The organism is Brevibacillus nigriterrae (assembly GCF_049846925.1).
GTDB lineage: Bacteria > Bacillota > Bacilli > Brevibacillales > Brevibacillaceae > Brevibacillus_H.
This window is the reverse complement of record NZ_JBNCMT010000017.1, coordinates 45,775-66,255: the sequence shown is the minus strand read 5'-3', so window position 1 is coordinate 66,255 and position 20,481 is coordinate 45,775. Positions and strand designations below refer to the sequence as shown.

Below are 20,481 nucleotides of genomic sequence, written 5' to 3'. Positions count from 1 at the left end.
CACCCTTGTCAGGAAGGGCGCATTTAGAAGGCTCGCTGTGTCCATCTGCTAAGACGGATAAAACGATCCAGATCTCTTTCCAGTTTTCGAACAGCAGCAAGTTCGTTCCACTCTCTTTTCTTTCCGTAGTAGGTCTCAATATCACGCATAATCCGTTCTGGATACAACAGGAAAGCGGAAAGCAGTTCGGCTTCATCTGGTTGTAGCGGAAAGATCGTTGAATAGTCGCGCAATAAGGAGCTTGCTGTCTCCTCGTCTCCCAGTGTAAAGAAATAACTGCGATAAAACATTGTCAAGTCCCTTACAGGGGTATCGAACACGGCACGGTCAAAATTGACCAGGCGCACCTTCCCATCTTTGTCAAACAAAAAATGGGACGGGTGCGGGTTTCCATGAATGAGAGACAGCCGAAAATGCGCATATGTTTCGTGCGCCTCTCTCCAGTTGCGCAATGCTTGAATGGCTGTCATAGCCATCTCATTGATATACCCGTGATTTGCCATGAACACTACATCAAATGGTGAAGGATAGGAAAGAGACTCCGCATTGCTTCGATGGCGCTCCATTCCCTCAAGCCATAGTGTCCACCTGTTCAACAATGAATCAATCAGTGGCTCTACCTGCCTCGGGTCGTCGTATCGATAATTTTGCGTATACAAATGAAGCTCAGCCAGCCGTTCAATGGACGGTTTCACCCAAGCTGACGCATTAGAGCCTTCTTCCTGCTTTCCTTGATGCCATGGAGACAGGTAATAAGTCGATTGATCACGCACGACAAAGGGTTCGTCGTACTTTGTATAAGCAATGGGAACTGCACCTTCCCACCCTCGACGCTGCAAATGGCGCAACATCCCCGACACATAACGAAGTCGTCCGTGCGGTGCATCTGTGCGTTTGCATGCGAAAGTACCGTATGGGGTCAATACTTTATAAACATTTGGCTCCTTTACCACTTCAATCATTTGAGCAAACATGTCATATTCGGACAGCAATGGATAAATATCTTCAAATCGGCTCATGCGATCTGCCTCTCCCTATTCGCTCGGCTCGAACAGCGATATGTTGCAATAAGGTATCGATTGTTTGCTGGTCCTGAAGTGATTTGCTTACAGCGAGTGCCACTGTTTCATCCCGTGCGTGCCTTGGATGTGAGAAATATCGTTCCATGCTTTTCCACGGTTCTGTCGGGAACGCCAGGAACCCCAGCAAAAGCAGGTAGTCCTGATACGTGTAGTTCTTCTGTTCATCATATCCATTCAGGAAAGAATCGATCACATCAAGATTGCTTGTTGCCAAATACAGTTCCCTGACAAAACTTGCTGCATCTCTTTGTTGAATGGACAAGACCGGACGATAAAATCCTTTGAGAACCACCCGATCTTCCAAAAGTCCAAAATTGTGTGAATGCATCGTTCGATGGGATACAGCAAGCTGCGTCTCATCGTCAACCGCTTTTCCAAGGATTTGCAGGCTCCTTCTCATTCGTTGCAGCAAGGGCGTAAACTGGCTTGCTACCCACTCATCCAGCTCACTTAAATTGGCATATTGTTCTGTTAACTCCCGCTGGTATTCAACAGCCCTTTTCTCATCTAGGGACAACACAGCACATTCCTTGTTAAATAGCTCATAAGCAATCGCCAACCGTTGGCTTAATTGAGCCTGATGCATTCTGGCAACAATTTCTCCGCAGGTCTCCACCTGATCCAAGGAAGGGATAAACGGGTTTAGTGGGCGTACATGATCCGTCAGTGTGTAACCAATTTTATTGTTGATTACATAAGGCTTGGCATCTCTGGTTCGGATGAATCTTTCTACATTACGATATCCTTGCCTCGCAACCTGTTCACGCCATGAGCATGACCAGCGCATCACGTCGATACGCGGCCATGTCCTCAATTCCTTGGTCCCCCGATTGGTTTCGAGTAAATAATAATCATCCACTGGTTTCGTCTGAATGACCCGAACCCTGTAACGCCCGCAGATTTCAGAAAGGTCATGTTGTAGCTGTTCCAAACCACTCACCCCTTACTGGGGAATATAGAGAACTTGCCCTTCCACAACTCGATCCGTGGAAAGATGGTTTACTTCAACAATCCGTGAAACAGGCAGTGAGTACCGCTCTGCGATAGTCTGTATTGTTTCATCCCGCTGAATAATGCACAACTTGAGTCTGCTGAATTTTTGTTCAGAATCTCGTGAGAAAGCGCCAAGGTTATTGCGTAGCACGGAAACAGAAGGCTTTGCAGTTTCTTCTGCTATCTTTCCAGAAGCACTGGAGGCATCCGGAGTTTTTACTTCTGAGGCTTGTTCTGCTTTGGAACGACGTGCATTTGAAAATAATGATGTGATGCTTTGTGCAGCTTCGATTTCCTTGGTAGGTTTTGAACTGATAGCAACTTTCATTTCTTTTTGCTCTGGAATGCTTCTTGCGACTTCAACTTCTACTTCATCTTCTTCTGATGCAACTGTCTCTGCTTCCAAAACCGCCTCTTCATCCTCATGAGCTTCCTCAGCCTCAGCCTCGACCTCAACCGTATGTGCTGCATTTACGTAAACTTCTTCTTGCTCCTGTGTATCATCATAGGTTTCCGTAGTCTGCGCCTCGAATTCAATCTGATCTTCCGATTGATTTACATGCTGATATTCAGGTTGATATTCTGCCTGGTATTCTGGCTGATATACGGCTTCATTTTCGATTTGATAATCTGGCTGATATTCCGCTTGATATTCTGGCTGATATTCTGCTTGATATTCTGGTTGATATACGGCTTCATTTTCGGTTTGATAATCTGGCTGATATTCCACTTGATATTCTGGTTGATATACGGCTTCATTTTCAGCTTGGTACTCTGGCTGATATTCGGTTTGATATTCTGGTTGATATACGGCTTCATTTTCAGCTTGGTACTCTGGCTGATATTCTGCTTGATATTCTGGTTGATATACGGCTTCATTTTCGGTTTGGTAGTTAGTTTGATAATTGGACTGATAATTGGACTGATAATCGGTCTGTATCTCTGTCGTATGCTCTGTATTCGCTACTGCCTGTTCTACCTCTGGATATTCTTCGATCACCGGCTCTTCTTCCTGTTGCGCATTGGCTGGTTCCGGCTGATATGGTGGAAAGTATGGAAAAGATGGTGCTTCTGCTGCCACGTACGGCGTAAACAGATACTGTTCAGTCGTTGTATAGGGCTGATTGTATTTTTGCTCTCGTGCTGCTACTTCTCGTTCCAGCTCTGCCAATTTTCGCTCGATCTCTTCTATGCTTGATGGTGTACCTTCGTGTCCATCCTGCGTATCGACAACATGAACAAATTCCCACTTTTCTTGTTCCTCCGGAGGTGATATTGCACTTTCTTCCTGAACCTGCTCCTGCCCAAGTCCTTTTAGAAAAATACCTGAAATCTTGAGGTCTGCCTGTATTTGCAACTGATGTGGGGTTTTCACTTCATAGTCAAAACTATCGACAATGGCATAAATCTCACCAAGCTCTTCTATTCGTGACAAAGGAATGGAGACATTCAACGGAATACGATGGGTCAGTTCCACGTCATGATCGAGCAAATACTGTTTTGATTCTTCTCCCTGAAGCTGAAACGGCGTAAATTTCATCGCCTCCAGCAATGAATCTGTGCCCCCTGATTCATCTTCTCCCAGATTCTTTCCCCCTTCATACCGACCGTACAGTTGCAAGCATCCAGTAATGGAAATTTCATGAGTATTTTCGATAATTTCCACATCAGGAATTAACTCCAATTCTTTTATTTGCCCGATATCTGCTTTATCCGATGATAGGAAAATGGTCTCCTTAATCTGAAATGAAAGTAAGCCGTCCTGTAATGACACATGTGCTCCTCCTTTCAAGTGCAAGAACATTTCCCTATATCTATATGGACATCGGCATGGGTTTAGACCTTGATTTCTGTGGTTTCCCAACCAAAACTATCGAACGTGATCCCTTTTCTATAGTTCTCGATCGCCCGTTTTACATATGGGATGATATTGTGGGGGAGAGAGTCTAGTGAATGCCATGACAAATCGTCGCATTTATCCGGCTCCATATTGCTTATTTCGCCATCCCATTTGCTCACTGTGATAAAGAAATCAATACGCTCGTCTGCAGATTTCCGATGCATTACCCCAACGACTTCCACATCTGCTATTTCAAGTTGTACTCCTGCTTCTTCCTTCGCTTCCCTGACTGCGGCTTCCCTCACTTCTTCATTGCCATCCAGGTGCCCCGCAACAACACTGTAATTACCGTCCTCATAACCTGTATTCCATCTGCGCAACAACAAAATCTGAGAGTCCTTGATGAAAAAAAGATGAACGGCAGTTGCCAGTTTAAAACGCTCTTGCATTTTTTTCCCACCCAACTATACTATATTTACGAACGTATATTCGTCTCACTAGGAAATTATACAAAATTTTCATCAATACGTCCAAGTGTTGCTTCGGGACTTGCAACTGTCTCGTACAAATCTTTTTTGTCGGTAAGCTATTGACAATTCCTAACTTTCTGTTAATATCCTAGAAACCTATATCTCAAAAGAGAGCTGTGATTGGGATGGGATAAAGAGACATCATTCAAGGAGGGAAACAAGTGAACAGGTTGAAAGATTTGCTGCTCCGCTATGATACAGCGATATGGGTAAGGGTTTTTGGGACCGCCCTTACCACCACCACAGGGTTCATGTTGCGTCCCTTTCTCGTCTTGTACCTGTACGACAAACTGGGCGGCTCTATCCTGTTGCCGATGGTGATCGTTGGACTCCAGCCACTCATGGGTATTCTCATCAGCCTGTGGGGCGGCGGATTAACAGATCGTTACGGTCGTAAGCCGCTGATGCTGATTGCTTTACTGATTAACGCCTGCTCCATGTTTGGCTTTGTCTACGCCGAAAATGTATGGGCATTCGGTATCTTGGCGATTATTAACGGTCTGGGGATGGCTCTCTTCTTTCCGGCTGCAAACGCACAGATTGCCGATATTATCCCTGAGAATCAACGAGCCGAAATCTTTGCTCTTTTGCACACAGCACTAAATGTGGGTGCAGCGATTGGCCCGCTTCTTGGATTCCTTGTTTTCACCAAGGATCCATCGTTCGTATTTGCCATCTCAGGCGTTGCGTTCCTGATCTATGCCGCGATTGTCTGGTGGAAGGTTCCTGAAACAATGCCTGCCCGTGATGCCTCACAGAGCATGTCAACGGCAGACGCACCCGTGTTTCGCATCGGTGAACACAAACAGATCTTATGGATTACTCTGGCTGCGATTCCTGTCAGTCTATTGTACGCACAGACTGAAGCCACACTTCCCTTGCATTTGAAATCATTCTTTACTGATTATCAATCGGTACTGGTTACTCTGATGACCATCAATGGAGCTGTCGTTATACTCGGTCAGCTTTGGATTGCCAAGCGCACAGAAAACTACAAGCCGTACAACGTGATTCTGATTTCTTATTTGCTGTTTGCCATTGTTTCGTTTGGATATGGCTGGTTGCCCATATTGTGGCTGCTTATCATCAACGAAGTTATCTTTACCATTGGCGAGATGTTGAATGGACCGCATATCCAAAAGGCGGTATCCCTGATGGCTCCAGCAGAAATGCGCGGCAGGTACTTCTCAATCTTTGGCATGAGCTGGCAAATTTCCAAATCAGTTGGCCCGTTACTAGGTGGTCTCTTAATGACCAGCTTCGGTGGTGATATCATGTTCTCGATCATTGGTGTACTGTTGTTCTTCACTGGGTTCATTCAATATAAACTCTTGAGCGGACTTGAAAAAGAACGGGTAAAAAAAGCCGAGGAAGTAGTCGCAGCAGGATAACGTTTTTAAAAGTGTTGATCGGTTAAAAAAAGAGCCATATCTAGTCGGTTAGCGACTTGATGATGGCTCTTTGCACCTAATCTTACAGTTTTTTCATTGCGTTGTAGCTGGCTTCAATGGTACGCTCGATATCCTCATCCGTATGAGCAGTCGAGACGAACATTCCTTCGAATTGAGATGGTGGAATCATGACACCTTCATCCAGCAGGTTTTGGAAATATTGAGAGAATCGTCCGAGATCAGACGTTCTGGCTGTTTCGTAGTTCACCACAGGTGTTTCAGTGAAGAAGAGGCAAACCATCGAGCCTACTCGATTCAGCGTGTGTGGAATACCCAGTTTCTCTGCATTTGCTTTGAGCCCCTCTGCAAGACGGCTAGAGCGTGCTTCCAACTGTTCATATACATCTGGTTTACCCAACTCTTGCAACATGGTCATTCCCGCTGCCATTGCGAGTGGATTGCCAGAGAGCGTTCCTGCCTGATAAATTGGTCCTGCAGGTGCAATCTGTTGCATGATCTCCCGTTTTCCTCCGTATGCCCCAACAGGCAGACCACCACCGATTACTTTTCCCATGGTTGTCAAATCCGGCGTGATGCCATAAAGTTCTTGTGCGCCGCCACGAGCAACGCGGAATCCAGTCATTACTTCATCAAAGATCAGCAGTGTTCCATTTGCTTCTGTGATCTCACGCAAGCCTTCAAGGAAGCCCGGTTGTGGAGGCACGACACCCATGTTTCCTGCAATCGGCTCAACAATGACTGCAGCTAAATCATCTCCGTATTTCTCAAAAGCAAGACGCACACTTTCCAAATCGTTATAAGGTACGGTAATGGTATTCACCGCCGTAGACTCAGGCACGCCAGGGCTGTCAGGCAAACTGAGCGTAGCTACGCCTGAGCCTGCCTTAATCAGCAAACTGTCAGCATGTCCGTGATAACAGCCTTCGAATTTCATGATTTTGTTGCGGCGAGTATAGCCACGAGCAAGACGAAGCGCACTCATTGTTGCTTCCGTACCAGAGTTGACCATACGTACAACTTCAACGGATGGAACGATGTCAATTACCATTTTTGCCATTTCTGTCTCACGATACGTAGGTGCCCCAAAGCTCGTTCCCAAAGCGGCCGTTTCCGTGATAGCAGTGAGAATTTGTGGATGGGCATGACCCAAAATAAGCGGACCCCAAGATCCGATGTAATCAATGTATGTATTTCCGTCGACGTCTACAATTTTGGAGCCTTCTCCTTTTTGGATGAACAGCGGATTGCCGCCTACGCTTTTAAATGCACGCACAGGGCTGTTCACACCACCAGGAATATACTGTTTCGCCTCTTCGAAATACTTCGCAGATGTATCATAATTTCGACTCACGATAGAATCACCTCATATGTAAAGTGTTAAGGATCGACTCTTTCAGCCCAAAAAGCGCCTGTTTGATCCGTGACAAACAAGCGCTTTTCAGATATTTTTTCGTTGGAAAACGTCTCGACGTTTTCACCGAAGTACATGCCAGTTACGTGATTTACAGCCCTAAACGCTTTGCAGTTTCCGCTTCCCACTCGTAGATTTCCGGTGTGAAGTAAGATACACGTGTTTTCTTGTACTCTTTAGTTGAATATAGAACAATGCGATCTGTAATGCCAGTTTCATCCTCGATCGCTTGTAGGATGGATTCACATTCTTCCATATCACGGCCGTGTACCATTGTGAAGATATTGTATTTCCAATCAGGATACACAGGGCGCAAATAGCAGTGACTCACTGCACGGAATGCACCCATTTTGTGTCCGATTTCATTTGCTTGATCTTCTGGAACAGCCCATACACCCATACCGTTGGCACGGAATCCCGCTTTGCGGTGGTTCAATACTGCTGAGAATCGGCGCATTTGACCATTATTTACAAAGTTTTGTGCATGAGCAAGGAACTCTTCTGTACTCATGTTAATATTTTTAGCAAGCTCATCGTACGGACGAGACACAACTTGCAAGTCTTTTTGCAGTTCAAGGATGCATTGAATGTCCTGATCGCTTAACTCACGACCCATGGCGGCATTGCGCATCTCTTCTGTGTAGTTTGGTGCAGCCTTAGCATTGTGCTCGCTTTCATTTTTCACGTCAAGCTGTACGCCAATTTTGAACAGCTTCAATGTAGGCAGAATGCGGATCGATTCAACTCCAGCCATTTCACCGAGAATCTCAACGGATTTTTCCAAACCGAAACGGCTGTTTGGAGGAACGGCAATCGTAAACCAGAGATTAAAATCATGGTTACGCTTGTAGTTATGAGTCACACCTGGATGCTGGTTGAATACTTCAACAGCCACACGATCCAAATGCTCAGGTGCGATCCGTGCTGCGACAAGGCTGGATTTATAACCAAGTGCCTTCGTATCAAAAATCGCTGACATCTGGCGAATGGAATCGCCTTTCATCGTACGAAGACGCTCCAATACTACATCCTCAGTTGTTCCGATTGATTCAGCAATGGCTTTGTACGGCTCTGCAACGAGCGGAATTTCTTTTTGTACGATATCTAGTATTTCTCTATCCAATTCATCTAATAATTCGATGGATGCCATTATACATTCCCTCCTTGAAGCCATTTCGCTATATCTTTCGCATGGTAGGTAATAATCAAATCAGCACCCGCACGTTTGAAACCAACCATCGTTTCCATAACAATTCGCTGTTCGTCCACCCAACCATTGGCAGACGCTGCTTTCACCATGGAATACTCTGCACTGACATTATAGACAACAACAGGCAGATCAAAGCTTTCTTTGAGACGCAACACCATATCCATATAAGCAAGACCAGGCTTCACCATCAGGAAGTCTGCTCCCTGGGCAACGTCAGCATCCGCTTCACGAAGTCCTTCGCGAGCATTGGCTGGGTCCATTTGGTACGTTTTCCGATCGCCAAACTGAGGCGTCGAATGAGCCGCATCACGGAATGGTCCGTAGTAAGCTGAAGCGTATTTCACCGCATAGGACATAATCGGAATTTCAGTAAAGCCAGCTTCATCCAGCGCATCACGAATCGCTGCTACGAATCCGTCCATCATGTTAGACGGGGCAATAATATCCGCCCCTGCTTTTGCTTGGGAAACAGCAGTCTGGGCCAACAAGCGCAGTGTCTCGTCGTTTTGTACATAGCCTTCATGAATCACACCACAATGTCCATGGTCAGTATATTGGCACAGACACGTATCGGCGATCACCACGAGGTGTGGATGGCGTTCCTTGATCATGCGGATAGCTGCTTGCACAATCCCTTCATCTGAATAGGCTTGTGAACCAACATTATCCTTATGCTCAGGTACCCCAAACACTAGCAATGATTGAATGCCTGCTGCTACAATTTCCTCTAGCTCCGCTTCAAACAGATCAAGAGAAAAATGATAGACACCTGGCATGGAAGGAATCTCTTCCTTAATACCGGTTCCCTCTACAAAGAACAATGGATAGATCAAATCTTCCACGCGGACATGATTTTCTCGAACAAGCTTCCGCATCGCATCGCTTGTACGCAAACGACGATGTCTGTCAAAATGCAAAGACATGTTACTCCTCCTTACCCACGTGTAATACTGTCAACTAGCCCTTGAATTGTATAGTCTTCGGCAACCATATCAACGGTTAAGCCAAGTTGTCGTGCTGTGTCAGCAGTGATTGGTCCGATACAAGCAATCTGAACTCCCTCCAAGAGTTGCGTGAGGTCCTGATCACCCATTGCTTGCACAAAGTTTTTCACTGTAGAAGAACTAGTAAACGTTATCACATGGATCGCTTTCTCTTTTAGCAGGTCGACAGTTTCTTCGACGTTGCCTGCATCTATAACCGTATCATAAGTATCGACTTCCGTCACTTCCAGTCCGAGAGTTTGCAGTTCTCGTGGAAGTGTCTCACGGGCAATGTCAGCGCGAGGAAGAAGTACTTTTTCACCTGCATTCAACTGACCAGTAAGGCTGTTCAACAAGCCTTCTGCACGGAACTCCCCAGGGAGCACATTCACAGTCAGCCCTTTTTCTTCTAAAACTTCTTTCGTTTTCGGTCCAACAGCCGCAATCTTTGCTTTCATCGTGCGGATGTCTACCTTCAACTCGCGCAGTCGCTTGAAGAAGAATTGAACCCCGTTTGGACTGGTAAACATCACCCAATCAAATTTGCCAAGGTTTTGCAAGGCATCATCGAGTGGTTGACTCTCTTTTGGTGGAAGCATTTTTACAAGCGGGAACTCGTAAGCCTCTCCGCCCAGTTCACTGATTTGCTCAGACAAGTCGCTCGCCTGACTTCTTGCACGGGTAACAAGCACACGTTTGCCGAACAACGGCTTTTTCTCGAACCATTGCAGCTTGTCACGAAGGCTGACTACTTCACCTACAACAATAATGGCCGGGTTGGTAAGCCCGATTGCTTGACGTTTCTCTTCGATATCTTCGAGCGTACCGACAAGTGTCTCTTGATCGATCGTGGTTCCCCAACGCACCAAAGCAACGGGCGTCTGTGGAGAACGACCGTTTTTGATTAATTGTTCACGAATAAACGGAAGGTTGCCAACGCCCATATAAAAAATAATGGTACCTACTGCCGTAGCAAGCTTTTCCCAGTTAATGCTTGACTCTGTCTTCTCCGGGCGCTCATGACCTGTCACGATCGCAATGGAAGAGTTGAAGTCACGGTGTGTTACGGGAATACCTGCATACGCTGGCGCTGCGATGCCGGAAGTAATACCTGGTACGATTTCAAAAGGAATATCGTTTTTCACCAGTTCTTCTGCTTCTTCTCCCACACGACCGAAAATGGAAGGATCGCCACCTTTGAGGCGGGTAACCACTTTGCCTTCCAATCCTTTTTCCACCAACACTTGGTTAATCTCTTCCTGTGTCAGGGTGTGTCGGTCTGGCAGCTTACCGCAATAGATCAATTCTACATCCGGTTTCGCATAGGCCAACAGGCGTGGGCTGGCAAGACGGTCATATACAATACAATCTGCCATTTTAATCGTTTCCAGTCCTCTGAGAGTAATCAGCTTCGGATCTCCGGGACCTGCCCCAACCAAATAAACTTTCCCTTTACTCATGAGCGATTCTCCTCCAATACCTTCGCCAGCACTTCGCCAGCACCGCTTGCCAGTAATCGTTCAGCCACCGAAATTCCAATGCTGACCGGATCATGTCCTGTTGCGGTCTCTTTAAAAATCTGTTTGCCATCAGGTGAGCCGACCAAGCCGGTTACTGTGATCAGCGGTTGTTCTGAATCAGCAGATTCCTCAACCGTCGCATACGCACCGATTGGCACTTGGCAGCCTCCCTGCATCTTGTGCAAGAAAGCTCGCTCAGCCGTTACAGCCAAGCGTGTAGGCAAGTGATCGAATTTCTGTAATAACGCTAACATTTCTTCATCATCAGAGCGACATTCAATGGCAAGTGCGCCTTGTCCGACCGCGGGAAGGCTGATTTCCACTGGCAAGAACTGCGTGATCTCGCCATCCCAGTTCACTCGCTCCAAACCTGCAGCGGCAAGAACAATCGCATCGAAGTTATCCTCTTTGAGACGACGGATGCGTGTATCGATATTTCCCCGGATTGATTCAATTTGCAAATCAGGACGATAGGCGAGAAGCTGTGAAGAACGGCGCAAGCTGCTTGTTCCCACAACGGCACCCTGTGGCAGCTCATCGAGTGTCTTTCCGTCTTTGGAGATCAGCACATCACGTGGATCAACACGCTTTGGAATCGCTCCGATCACCAGACCCTCTGGCAATTCAGAAGGCATATCCTTCAAACTGTGGACAGCCATATCTGTCTCATTATCTAGTAATGATTGCTCGATTTCCTTGACGAACAATCCTTTTCCACCCACTTTAGAAAGGGTCACTTCGACAATTCGGTCACCTTTCGTGACGATTTCATGTGTCTTGAAAGAGGAATCTGGATCAAGTGCTTTTAACTGATCAATGACCCAATTCGTCTGTGTCAAAGCGAGCATGCTTCTGCGTGTTCCAACTACCCAGTTTTTCATGATTGCCTCCCTGTGCCCTCTTGCATATTTGAATCAAGTAAGGCTTCTATCATTCTTTTACGTTCCTCATCAGTTGCGTATACATATTCATCATCCAGCATTTGACGAAAGATTTCCCTGCGCTCTTTGGCATCACATACTTCAAGTAACACTCGTTGTCTCATTTCTGCCAAAAAGTCAACATATCCTTCATATTCGGCGCCATAGTCCTTTTCAATTTTTCGCTTGATCTTGCTGGCCAAGCCGGGGCTCGCTCCCGATGTGGACACGGAGATCACTAATTTGCCACGATGAACAGTCGAAGGAACAATGAAATTGCACAGATCGGGACGGTCCACAATATTGATCCACCCGTTGGTTCTCTTGACTGCCTGATAGACGGTCATGTTTACGTCTGGCTGATTTGTTGCTGCAACGACAAGATCATAGGCGTGGACATCTTCATCGGCCTGAAATTCGGTCTGTTTCCAGGTGATTCTTCCTGACCTCGCCCAATCTTCCATGCCAGGCATCACATGAGGAGCGATCACAGTGACATTTGCTCCTGCTTCCATTAGTGATTCTGCCTTGCGTGTCGCTACTTCTCCGCCCCCTACGACCAGACAAGAACGCTCTGTCAAGTCCAGGATGAGGGGATAGTAATTATGCACGACCAATTGCCCCCTTACAACCAATAATGAAATCTAGACAAGTCAGTCAATAAGAAGTTAATGATTAGTGCTGCGCACGCAATCACATTCCAGGTAGCCAATTTCCGACCTTGCCATGCATTGGTAATGCGTTTATATAACCAGAAGGAATAGAACAGTAACACGATCACAGACATCCAGACTTTCGGATCAAGCCAGAAACTGCCATGCAGAACGATATGACCCCAAATCGCTCCGAGAATAATGGAGAGTAAAAGTAAAGGAACTCCCATCATATTCATTCGATGAGCAAAGACCTCGAGCTTCTCCAGACTCGGCAAACGCTGCATCAGTGGAGACCAGCGTTTTTGCTTTAACATGTTATGCATGATGAGGAACATACACGAGCCGATCATCGACAATGAGAATGCTGCATAGCTGAACATCGCCAGCATGATGTGAATAAAGAGCAATTCTGAAGTAACAGCCTCTGGTTGCGGTGTAGCTGGACTCTGGACAAACATGGAAAATGCCAATACAGCAAAACCGATGACGTTGGTAAAGAAGACGAGCAGGTCAATCCGGAAGAAATAATTGATGATTAATGAAAGTGTTACCAGTATCCACGAATAAAAAAAGAGTGTCTCAAACAAGGTAAGCACCGGAAAGTACTCCTTGGCAGACATCTGTGAAATGAAAAATGCCGTCTGGAAAATCCAGACAACAGCAAGTAGTCCAAATGCGATCCGATTTGCCTTCTGATTACGATGAAGGAAGTCATGAAAATAAAAGAGGACACTCGCCGCGTAGAGAAAGATCGTCAAGTCGTAGATCCATCTCGCTTCCGCCATATCTGTCCCCTCTCTTTCTGTCTATTATTGGGCCCGGCAATGCTCCCATCACCGGGCAAAAATTCTATATCAATCTAATCACGAATTTGATTAACCGCTGTCTGTGCAGCCAATCCTTTGTCACGAACGGTTTGCCTTTCCTTCTCTTGATCCCAGACATTTTCTTGCTGCTTGCGCTCAAGAATTTCTTCCAGGGCAAAAATAGTTGAGAAGATATCCAAAACCTCACCGCCGCCTTTTTCAACCGCTAATTCCTTCAGACGAACGACAGGATCATGTAAAAGTTGATTAATAATTCCCTTGGTATGCTTGCGAATGATATAAAGTTCACGTTCAGTCAGATCAGGAAGCTTGTTCTCGATTTTGTGCATAGCGTCAGCATGGATATCGAACGCCTTCTCACGCAAAGCCGAGATCAACGGGACGACTCCGAGGGTTTGGAACCATTGCTTGAATGCTACAATTTCATCACGAACCATTTCGCCAATGCGTTCGGCTTCTTTGGAACGCTCCGCCAGGTTGCTGGCAACAATTCCTTCCAGATCATCAATATCGTACAGGAAGACGTTGTCCAGTTCGTTGATGGCAGGGTCTAAATCTCGTGGTACTGCAATATCAATCATAAACAGCGGACGATTTTTGCGCAACTTCATAAGCGGCTTCAAGTGTTCCTTGGTTACCACATAGCCATTGGCTCCCGTCGAACTAATGACGATATCAGCCGTCTGTAAAGCTGTAGACAACTGATCCATGGTACAGGCGTCCCCTTTGAACTTATCAGCCAAAAGTCTTGCTCTCTCCAGTGTTCGGTTGGCAACAACGACCTGAGACACTCCATTGGAGTGCAAATGCTTCGCCGTAAGTTCACTCATTTTACCAGCACCGAGGATCAGAACTTCTTTTCCTTTAAAAGAACCAAAGATCTTCTTGCCCAGCTCAATAGCAGCATAGCTTACAGATACAGCATTCTGTCCAATGGCTGTCTCTGTGTGGGCACGTTTGGCGAGTGTAATCGCCTGTTTGAACAATGTATTAAACACGGTTCCAGTCGTTTCATACTGCTGGGACAACATAAATGCATCCCGTACTTGCCCCAAAATTTGGGTCTCTCCCATCACCATGGAATCAAGTCCACAGGATACACGGAATAAGTGATCTATCGCATCTTCATTCTCTTTGACGTAAAGATGCGTCATAAAAGAGTCTTTATCAACTCCGAACCAGTCTGCCAAAAAGTTGCGAGTATAAAAACGTCCGGTATGCAACTGATCACAAACCACGTACACTTCCGTCCGGTTACAAGTTCCTAGGATCACGCATTCTACGATGCTTTTCGTCTGGGAGAGGAGATGAAGAGCACGTGGCGTACTATCGTCGCTGAAAGTAAACTTTTCGCGTATTTCGACAGGTGCTGTTTTGTAATTAAGGCCTATCAGTAGGATTTGCATAGCCTTCCTCCCAGAGATCATGCTTTTTGTTCTTTACGAAGCATAGTGGTGTTAACGTATTTCATTATAACATTATGTCCGCAAGACAGTAGTTTAAAATGTGAAAGATTTTTTAATTCCCCTATACAATAACTCTTTGTGTAGAAGAATAACAGACAAATTTCGGCATCTATGTGATAATTATCACACTTAATATCTCTACTTCTACTCTCAAATAAACACTGATATACTGGTTTATTATAAATAGAGCCCGTTTGGGAGAAAAGAGGCGGATGGTTGAAAAAGTCGTTTATTGCTGATCTCACTTTATTTTTTATCGCTTTAATTTGGGGTGCCACGTTCGTTGTTGTGCAAAATGCGGTTGAAATCCTTCCGCCAAATACGTTTAACTCGGTTCGCTTTGGTATAGCTGCACTTTTCTTATTTATTGTCTTCCTGTTATTCTCACCGAATAAACGATCACTGTTGAATAAGCAATTGGTGAAATCCGGTGCTTTTTTAGGATTATGGCTATTCGGCGGCTATGCCCTGCAAACGGTCGGGCTATTATATACTTCGCCTTCCAAGGCAGGTTTTATCACTGGACTCTGTGTTGTTCTGGTACCGCTATTTTCGTTTCTTCTATTAAAAGACAAAATCAAATGGCCTGCTACCGTTGGTGTAATCATGGCGGTCTTCGGTTTGTACCTGCTTACAACAAGTGGCTCTCTTGCCCTAAATCTCGGCGACATGCTCGTGTTTGGCTGTGCAATCTGTTTTGCGCTGCAAATTGTACTGACTGGAAAATTCGCTCCGAAGTACGATGCGCTGCCGCTCGCTATTACGCAGATCGGAAGCGTTGCTGTTCTATCATTTCTCTATGCACTCTTTTTTGAAGATTGGCAAGCGATGTTTGATCCGCAAGTCATGCTTGTACCTGATGTCGCCTGGGGGCTGTTTATAACTTCTATTCCGGCAACTGCCCTGGCGTTTTTGGCGCAAACTTCTTTTCAGAAGTACACAACTTCAACACGTGTCGCTCTTATTTTCTCACTGGAGCCAGTTTTCGCAGCGATCACTTCCTACTTGTGGATTCACGAGATTCTCACCGGGTTGCAGATTTTGGGCTGTACCCTCATCTTCTCCGGTATGATCTTTGCTGAATTGCCGATCTCCGCCTGGATTGCAAACTGGCGTGGAACTGAAAAAAACAGAGAGCGCTCGATCAACCACAGTTAAGTTGATCGTAGCACAAAGAGCCAGTCGTGACTGTGACGAATGGCTCTTTGTTATTTCCTGCGTTGTTTGCTTACTTCTTGTAAAACAGCCTCACAAAACAGCCTGACAACACTTCCGCACACTTTATGCGGGAGCTGTTCTGCTCTACGCAACCAGCGTTTTAGCCGCAGATACTGGTAACCCGCATGAAGTAGCTGACCATTTTGCCCTCTATGGATCAGCGAAACGGCCGACTGACCAACTTTGGACCAGTGCCAGTACTTCTTGAGCCAGCCTTTGATCTCATTTTGAAGCTTCTGATTCTCCATCCGATGCAGGAGATCGTTCGCATTCCTCTCCATTTCACGAAATGTATGCATCAGTCTGCTGATGGCATGCTCCCGATCCTGATGAAGGTAATGAAAGCGAAATTCATGAAATGCCTCCATCAATTGCGTTGACTCCTGATCGTTCAGAAAGGAACTCCTGACATTATCAGCAAACTTCAAGAAGGCGTCTGCATTTTGCTCCCCTGCTACTTCTCGTATGGCACGTTGCCACGATTTCTCAGGATCATAATTCTCCGGATCTCGCAGATAATCTGCGATGGTAATAAAGGGAATTTTTGAGCTCTCCGCAAGTTCCATCGCATTGGCAACATATCCGCTTGCATGACGATACAGGTGGGGATCTCGATGCAGCAGAGGTCCAATGTGCAACTCATCGGCCATGGCCAGATCATTGACCGGATAATTATCCCAATAAAGTGGTTGGCGTCCTGTATACTGCTCGAACCTCGCTGCATCCCGATCAGTCAAATACGGCGAGCAGACGAATCGTCCTGTCCAGAAAATGAGGATGGAGGTAGGTAATTGGCGCCCCAGGCGAACAATGTACGCTTCATTTCCCATGCCACAATACTGGGTAGGGCAGACAGCCAGTTTTACGTCATACGACCACTCCTGAATTCGGTTCCATACCTGCAAAACCACATGGCCATGAGCGTCTGCCAAATGCTCGAAGGATTGCCGATCTTTTTTATGCATCAAAGAAATCGGAATGTCATCAAAGAACAAGCCAAAATGACGAACCCCTTCATCGAATAATTGACGGTATTTATCCAACAGATTTTGGATATGCTTGTCGTTAGAATACTCCATCGAGAGTCCTGGACTGATACAGTAGTAAAAGTCCAATTGAAGCTCTTTGGCATGGTGAACCAATTCAGTTAGCCTCGTGAACTGTGATGATGGATGATTCTCGTTCCAGCGTTCTCTGAGATACGGGTCGTCTTTGGGAGAATAGAAGTAGGCATTATACCCCTGCTCATGCAGGAAGGACATCATTTTCATTCGTTCGGCTGATGACCATGGTTTACCATAAAACCCTTCAATTACACCCCGTAACGCAAACGATTTGGTACGTGCCAAACTACTTCCCCTCCTTTGTAGAGAAGAAAAGCAGATTTTCTTAGGTAGTCTCCTGCTCTGGGGTACGTTCTTCCTCTTTCGGCGGTGCTGTTTCTTGTCCACCACGCAAGCGACGCAAAATTTCTCCCCACAGCTCGTCTCGGCCTTGTCCAGTTTCTGATGAGAAAATAATGAGGGTGTCTCCCTCTCTCATATTCAAGGTTTGACGAATGACCTTCGTATGTTGCAGCCATCTTCCCCGGGCGATTTTATCTCCTTTGGTCGCAACGATGACAGTAGGCAAACCAATTTCCTTGCACCAGTTGTACATCGATACGTCATCCTTGCTTGGTGCATGACGAATATCAACGAGTTGCACGACGAATTGAAGCTCTTCCCGTCGTTTCAGGTAGGTTTCAATCATACTGCCCCATTGACCCTTGATTGATTTGGACACTTTGGCATACCCGTATCCTGGAAAGTCTACAAAATACAGCATTTTGTTGACCAAAAAGTAGTTCAGCGTCTGCGTTTTTCCTGGTCTGGAACTGATTCTGGCCAATGACTTGCGGCTCAGCATTTTGTTAATCAATGATGATTTTCCCACATTGGAGCGACCTACCAGAGCAATTTCTGGTAGGCCGTTCGTTGGGTACTGCTTCGGTGCAACTGCACTAATGATAAATTCAGCGGACGTAACTTTCATTCTTCTTCACCATACTATTCTTTACCAAAGCGTGTGATAGAACCTCGTCCATATGCTCCACCGGAATGAACTTCAGATCATTTCTCACACTCTCAGGAATATCGTCTATGTCTTTCTCATTGTCCTTGGGCATAATGATGGTGGTTAGCCCAGCACGATGAGCAGATAATGATTTCTCTTTGAGTCCGCCAATCGGCAGGACTCTGCCTCGCAGGGTAATTTCTCCCGTCATCCCTACATCCTTGCGTACGGCAATACCTGTAAGAGCCGATACAAGTGCGGTTGCCATAGTAATACCAGCAGATGGTCCGTCTTTCGGGATCGCTCCTTCTGGTACATGGATGTGGATGTCGTTTTTCTCGTGGAACTCGGAATCGATCTTCCATTCGCTTGCTCGAGAGCGAATATAACTAAATGCAGCCTGCGCCGACTCTTTCATCACATCGCCTAATTGTCCGGTGAGTGTCAGCTTCCCTTTTCCTGGAAGGATGCTTACCTCAACATTTAGCGTATCGCCTCCTGTTTCCGTCCATGCCAATCCAGTAACTGAACCCACCTGATCCTCTTTCTCAGCAAGTCCATAACGATAGCGAGGTTTGCCAAGAAGCTGTTCTACTGTGTTTGCCGTAATGACGACCTTCTTCTTCTCGCCACCGACGATCATTTTGGCAGCTTTGCGGCAAATATTCGCCACCTCACGATTCACATTCCGTACACCGGCTTCTCTCGTGTATTGGCGGATCACCTTAAGCATTGCTTCTTCATTGACTTGCAATTTATCCTTGCCCAAGCCGTGATCTTCCATTTGCTTAGGCAGTAAATAACCTTGCATGATTTTGAGCTTCTCCAACTCGGTATAACCGGAGATATGAATGGTCTCCATGCGATCCAAGAGCGGGCGAGGGATCGAGTGCAAGGAATTCGCTGTCGTAATGAACATGACATTGGTGAGATCATACGTTTCTTCAATGTAATGATCACTGAACTTGTCATTTTGATTCGGATCAAGTACTTCCAACAGGGCAGAAGCAGGGTCACCACGGAAGTCAGAAGCAAGCTTGTCAATCTCATCCAAAAGGAAAACCGGATTCACTGTGCCTGCCTGTTTCATTCCTTGAATGATCCGTCCTGGCATCGCACCCACATAGGTTCGACGATGACCACGGATTTCCGCTTCGTCTCGTACACCACCGAGCGAGATTCGCACAAATTCCCTCTCCAATGAACGAGCGATGGAGCGAGCCAGGGACGTTTTTCCTACCCCTGGAGGTCCAACCAGGCAGAGGATCGGTCCACGCATTTTGTTTACGAGCTTTTGCACGGCGATGTATTCGAGCACACGTTCTTTTGGTTTTTCGAGACCGTAATGATCTTCATTTAATACTTGCTCTGCATGCTTGATATCCAGATTGTCGATGGTTTTCCTTGTCCATGGCAGGGCAAGCAGTGTATCTATGTACGTGCGGATGACGCTTCCTTCCGCAGAAGTGGAAGGCATTTTCTCCAATCGTTCCAGCTCTTTTTCGATCTTGGTCTTGATGCGCTCGGGAGCGTCCGACTTGTCTAGCTGGCCTCGAAGTTCATCAATCTCGCCTGCACGGCCTTCTTTATCTCCCAATTCCTTCTGGATCGCTTTCATTTGTTCACGCAGATAGTATTCCTTCTGCGTTTTTTCCATTTGTTTCTTTACCCGTTGGCCGATCTTGCGCTCAAGCTCCAGCACTTCACGTTCATTATTCAGAATCGTCAAGAGAATTTCCAGACGTTGCTGGATATCGACTTGCTCCAGAATTTCCTGCTTGTCATCCATTTTCAGCGGCAAGTGCGAAGCAATCACATCAGCCAATCTACCTGGCTCATCAATGTCACTTACGGATGTGAACGTCTCGGGTGATACTTTTTTGGAAAGCTTGATATACTGTTCGAAGTGGTTCAGAACCGTACGCATCAACGCTTCCACTTCGTTCTCATTGCCTGGCTCTTCTTGCAGATAGGTGATGCTTACTTCAAAAAACTCTTCTTTCTGCAAAAACTCTTCGATCTTCGCACGTTGAAGCCCCTCCACCAGCACGCGAATCGTCCCATTGGGCAGCTTCAGCATCTGTTTGACACGTGCAACCGTACCTACCTTGTAAATTTGTTCTGCAGTAGGTTCCTCAATCTGTACCTCTTCTTGCGTGGCTAACAGTATATGATTATCATCCACCATGGATTTTTCTAATGCCTTAATTGATTTCTCCCGGCCAACATCCAGATGAAGCACCATACTTGGATATACGAGCAATCCGCGCAATGGTAAAAGGGGAATCTCACGTTTACCTGAACGTTCCTCCATAGCCATGCACCTCCCAGTCTCTAGTCAATTGGTTCTTTTTTCTA

General features: G+C 46.1%; 17 protein-coding genes. 2 read left to right on the top strand and 15 right to left on the bottom strand.

The window, feature by feature from the left end:
• Nucleotides 1-23: 23 nt before the first annotated feature.
• The 4 genes from ACPW7N_RS13990 to ACPW7N_RS13975 form a co-directional block, all read right to left on the bottom strand.
• A complete protein-coding gene (locus ACPW7N_RS13990; protein WP_425651720.1) occupies nt 24-1,019 on the bottom strand; it encodes a phosphotransferase in 996 nt (331 codons plus the stop codon).
• Nucleotides 1,006-2,013 carry a phosphotransferase gene (locus ACPW7N_RS13985; protein ID WP_425651719.1) on the bottom strand — a complete coding sequence of 336 codons (1,008 nt, stop codon included), beginning with the start codon at nt 2,011-2,013 and terminating at the stop codon, nt 1,006-1,008. The genes ACPW7N_RS13990 and ACPW7N_RS13985 overlap by 14 nt, the downstream gene beginning before the upstream one ends.
• A 12-nt stretch (nt 2,014-2,025) precedes the next feature.
• On the bottom strand, nt 2,026-3,849 hold the full coding sequence (locus ACPW7N_RS13980; RefSeq protein WP_425651718.1) for a LysM peptidoglycan-binding domain-containing protein: 1,824 nt from the start codon (nt 3,847-3,849) through the stop codon (nt 2,026-2,028).
• Nucleotides 3,850-3,911: 62 nt separating this feature from the next.
• Nucleotides 3,912-4,364 (bottom strand): NUDIX hydrolase, encoded by a 453-nt coding sequence (locus ACPW7N_RS13975; RefSeq protein WP_425651717.1) that lies wholly within the window; start codon nt 4,362-4,364, stop codon nt 3,912-3,914.
• 242 nt (nt 4,365-4,606) lie between these two features.
• On the opposite strand from ACPW7N_RS13975, the gene ACPW7N_RS13970 reads away from it, so the two are divergent.
• Entirely contained in the window at nt 4,607-5,836 is a 1,230-nt protein-coding gene (locus tag ACPW7N_RS13970) for an MDR family MFS transporter (RefSeq protein ID WP_425651716.1), read from the top strand.
• 82 nt (nt 5,837-5,918) lie between these two features.
• Here the strand turns inward: ACPW7N_RS13970 and hemL are convergent, their stop codons facing one another.
• The 8 genes from hemL to hemA form a co-directional block, all read right to left on the bottom strand.
• Entirely contained in the window at nt 5,919-7,208 is a 1,290-nt protein-coding gene (hemL, locus tag ACPW7N_RS13965; protein WP_425651715.1) for a glutamate-1-semialdehyde 2,1-aminomutase, read from the bottom strand.
• 151 nt (nt 7,209-7,359) lie between these two features.
• Nucleotides 7,360-8,418 carry a siroheme decarboxylase subunit alpha gene (gene ahbA / locus ACPW7N_RS13960; RefSeq protein WP_425651714.1) on the bottom strand — a complete coding sequence of 353 codons (1,059 nt, stop codon included), beginning with the start codon at nt 8,416-8,418 and terminating at the stop codon, nt 7,360-7,362.
• Nucleotides 8,418-9,401 (bottom strand): porphobilinogen synthase, encoded by a 984-nt coding sequence (gene hemB, locus ACPW7N_RS13955; protein WP_425651713.1) that lies wholly within the window; start codon nt 9,399-9,401, stop codon nt 8,418-8,420. The genes ahbA and hemB overlap by 1 nt, the downstream gene beginning before the upstream one ends.
• Nucleotides 9,402-9,412: 11 nt before the next feature.
• Nucleotides 9,413-10,921: a uroporphyrinogen-III C-methyltransferase gene (cobA, locus tag ACPW7N_RS13950; RefSeq protein ID WP_425651712.1), complete on the bottom strand. Its 1,509-nt coding sequence runs from the start codon at nt 10,919-10,921 to the stop codon at nt 9,413-9,415.
• Nucleotides 10,918-11,862 (bottom strand): hydroxymethylbilane synthase, encoded by a 945-nt coding sequence (gene hemC / locus ACPW7N_RS13945; protein ID WP_425651711.1) that lies wholly within the window; start codon nt 11,860-11,862, stop codon nt 10,918-10,920. The genes cobA and hemC overlap by 4 nt, the downstream gene beginning before the upstream one ends.
• Nucleotides 11,859-12,512, bottom strand: a complete 654-nt coding sequence (locus ACPW7N_RS13940; protein ID WP_425651710.1) for a precorrin-2 dehydrogenase/sirohydrochlorin ferrochelatase family protein — start codon at nt 12,510-12,512, stop codon at nt 11,859-11,861. Before ACPW7N_RS13940 ends, hemC begins: the two co-directional genes overlap by 4 nt.
• A 14-nt stretch (nt 12,513-12,526) precedes the next feature.
• Nucleotides 12,527-13,342 carry a cytochrome C assembly family protein gene (locus ACPW7N_RS13935; protein WP_425651709.1) on the bottom strand — a complete coding sequence of 272 codons (816 nt, stop codon included), beginning with the start codon at nt 13,340-13,342 and terminating at the stop codon, nt 12,527-12,529.
• 74 nt (nt 13,343-13,416) lie between these two features.
• The gene (gene hemA / locus ACPW7N_RS13930) at nt 13,417-14,790 is read right to left on the bottom strand and encodes a glutamyl-tRNA reductase (protein ID WP_425651708.1); all 1,374 of its coding nucleotides are present in this window, start codon (nt 14,788-14,790) and stop codon (nt 13,417-13,419) included.
• Nucleotides 14,791-15,066: 276 nt separating this feature from the next.
• Between hemA and ACPW7N_RS13925 the strand changes: the two genes are divergently transcribed.
• The gene (locus tag ACPW7N_RS13925; protein WP_425651707.1) at nt 15,067-16,008 is read left to right on the top strand and encodes a DMT family transporter; all 942 of its coding nucleotides are present in this window, start codon (nt 15,067-15,069) and stop codon (nt 16,006-16,008) included.
• 50 nt (nt 16,009-16,058) lie between these two features.
• Here ACPW7N_RS13925 and ACPW7N_RS13920 read toward each other — a convergent pair whose 3' ends face one another.
• Genes ACPW7N_RS13920 through lon form a run of 3 tightly spaced genes read right to left on the bottom strand, consistent with a single transcriptional unit; the run spans nt 16,059 to nt 20,437 of the window.
• Nucleotides 16,059-17,417: a protein O-GlcNAcase gene (locus tag ACPW7N_RS13920; protein WP_425651706.1), complete on the bottom strand. Its 1,359-nt coding sequence runs from the start codon at nt 17,415-17,417 to the stop codon at nt 16,059-16,061.
• Between the two features lie 40 nt (nt 17,418-17,457).
• Complete coding sequence (gene yihA, locus ACPW7N_RS13915) at nt 17,458-18,102, bottom strand: ribosome biogenesis GTP-binding protein YihA/YsxC (protein ID WP_425651705.1); 645 nt, start codon at nt 18,100-18,102, stop codon at nt 17,458-17,460.
• Nucleotides 18,083-20,437 (bottom strand): endopeptidase La, encoded by a 2,355-nt coding sequence (gene lon / locus ACPW7N_RS13910; RefSeq protein WP_425651704.1) that lies wholly within the window; start codon nt 20,435-20,437, stop codon nt 18,083-18,085. The genes yihA and lon overlap by 20 nt, the downstream gene beginning before the upstream one ends.
• Nucleotides 20,438-20,481: the final 44 nt, after the last annotated feature.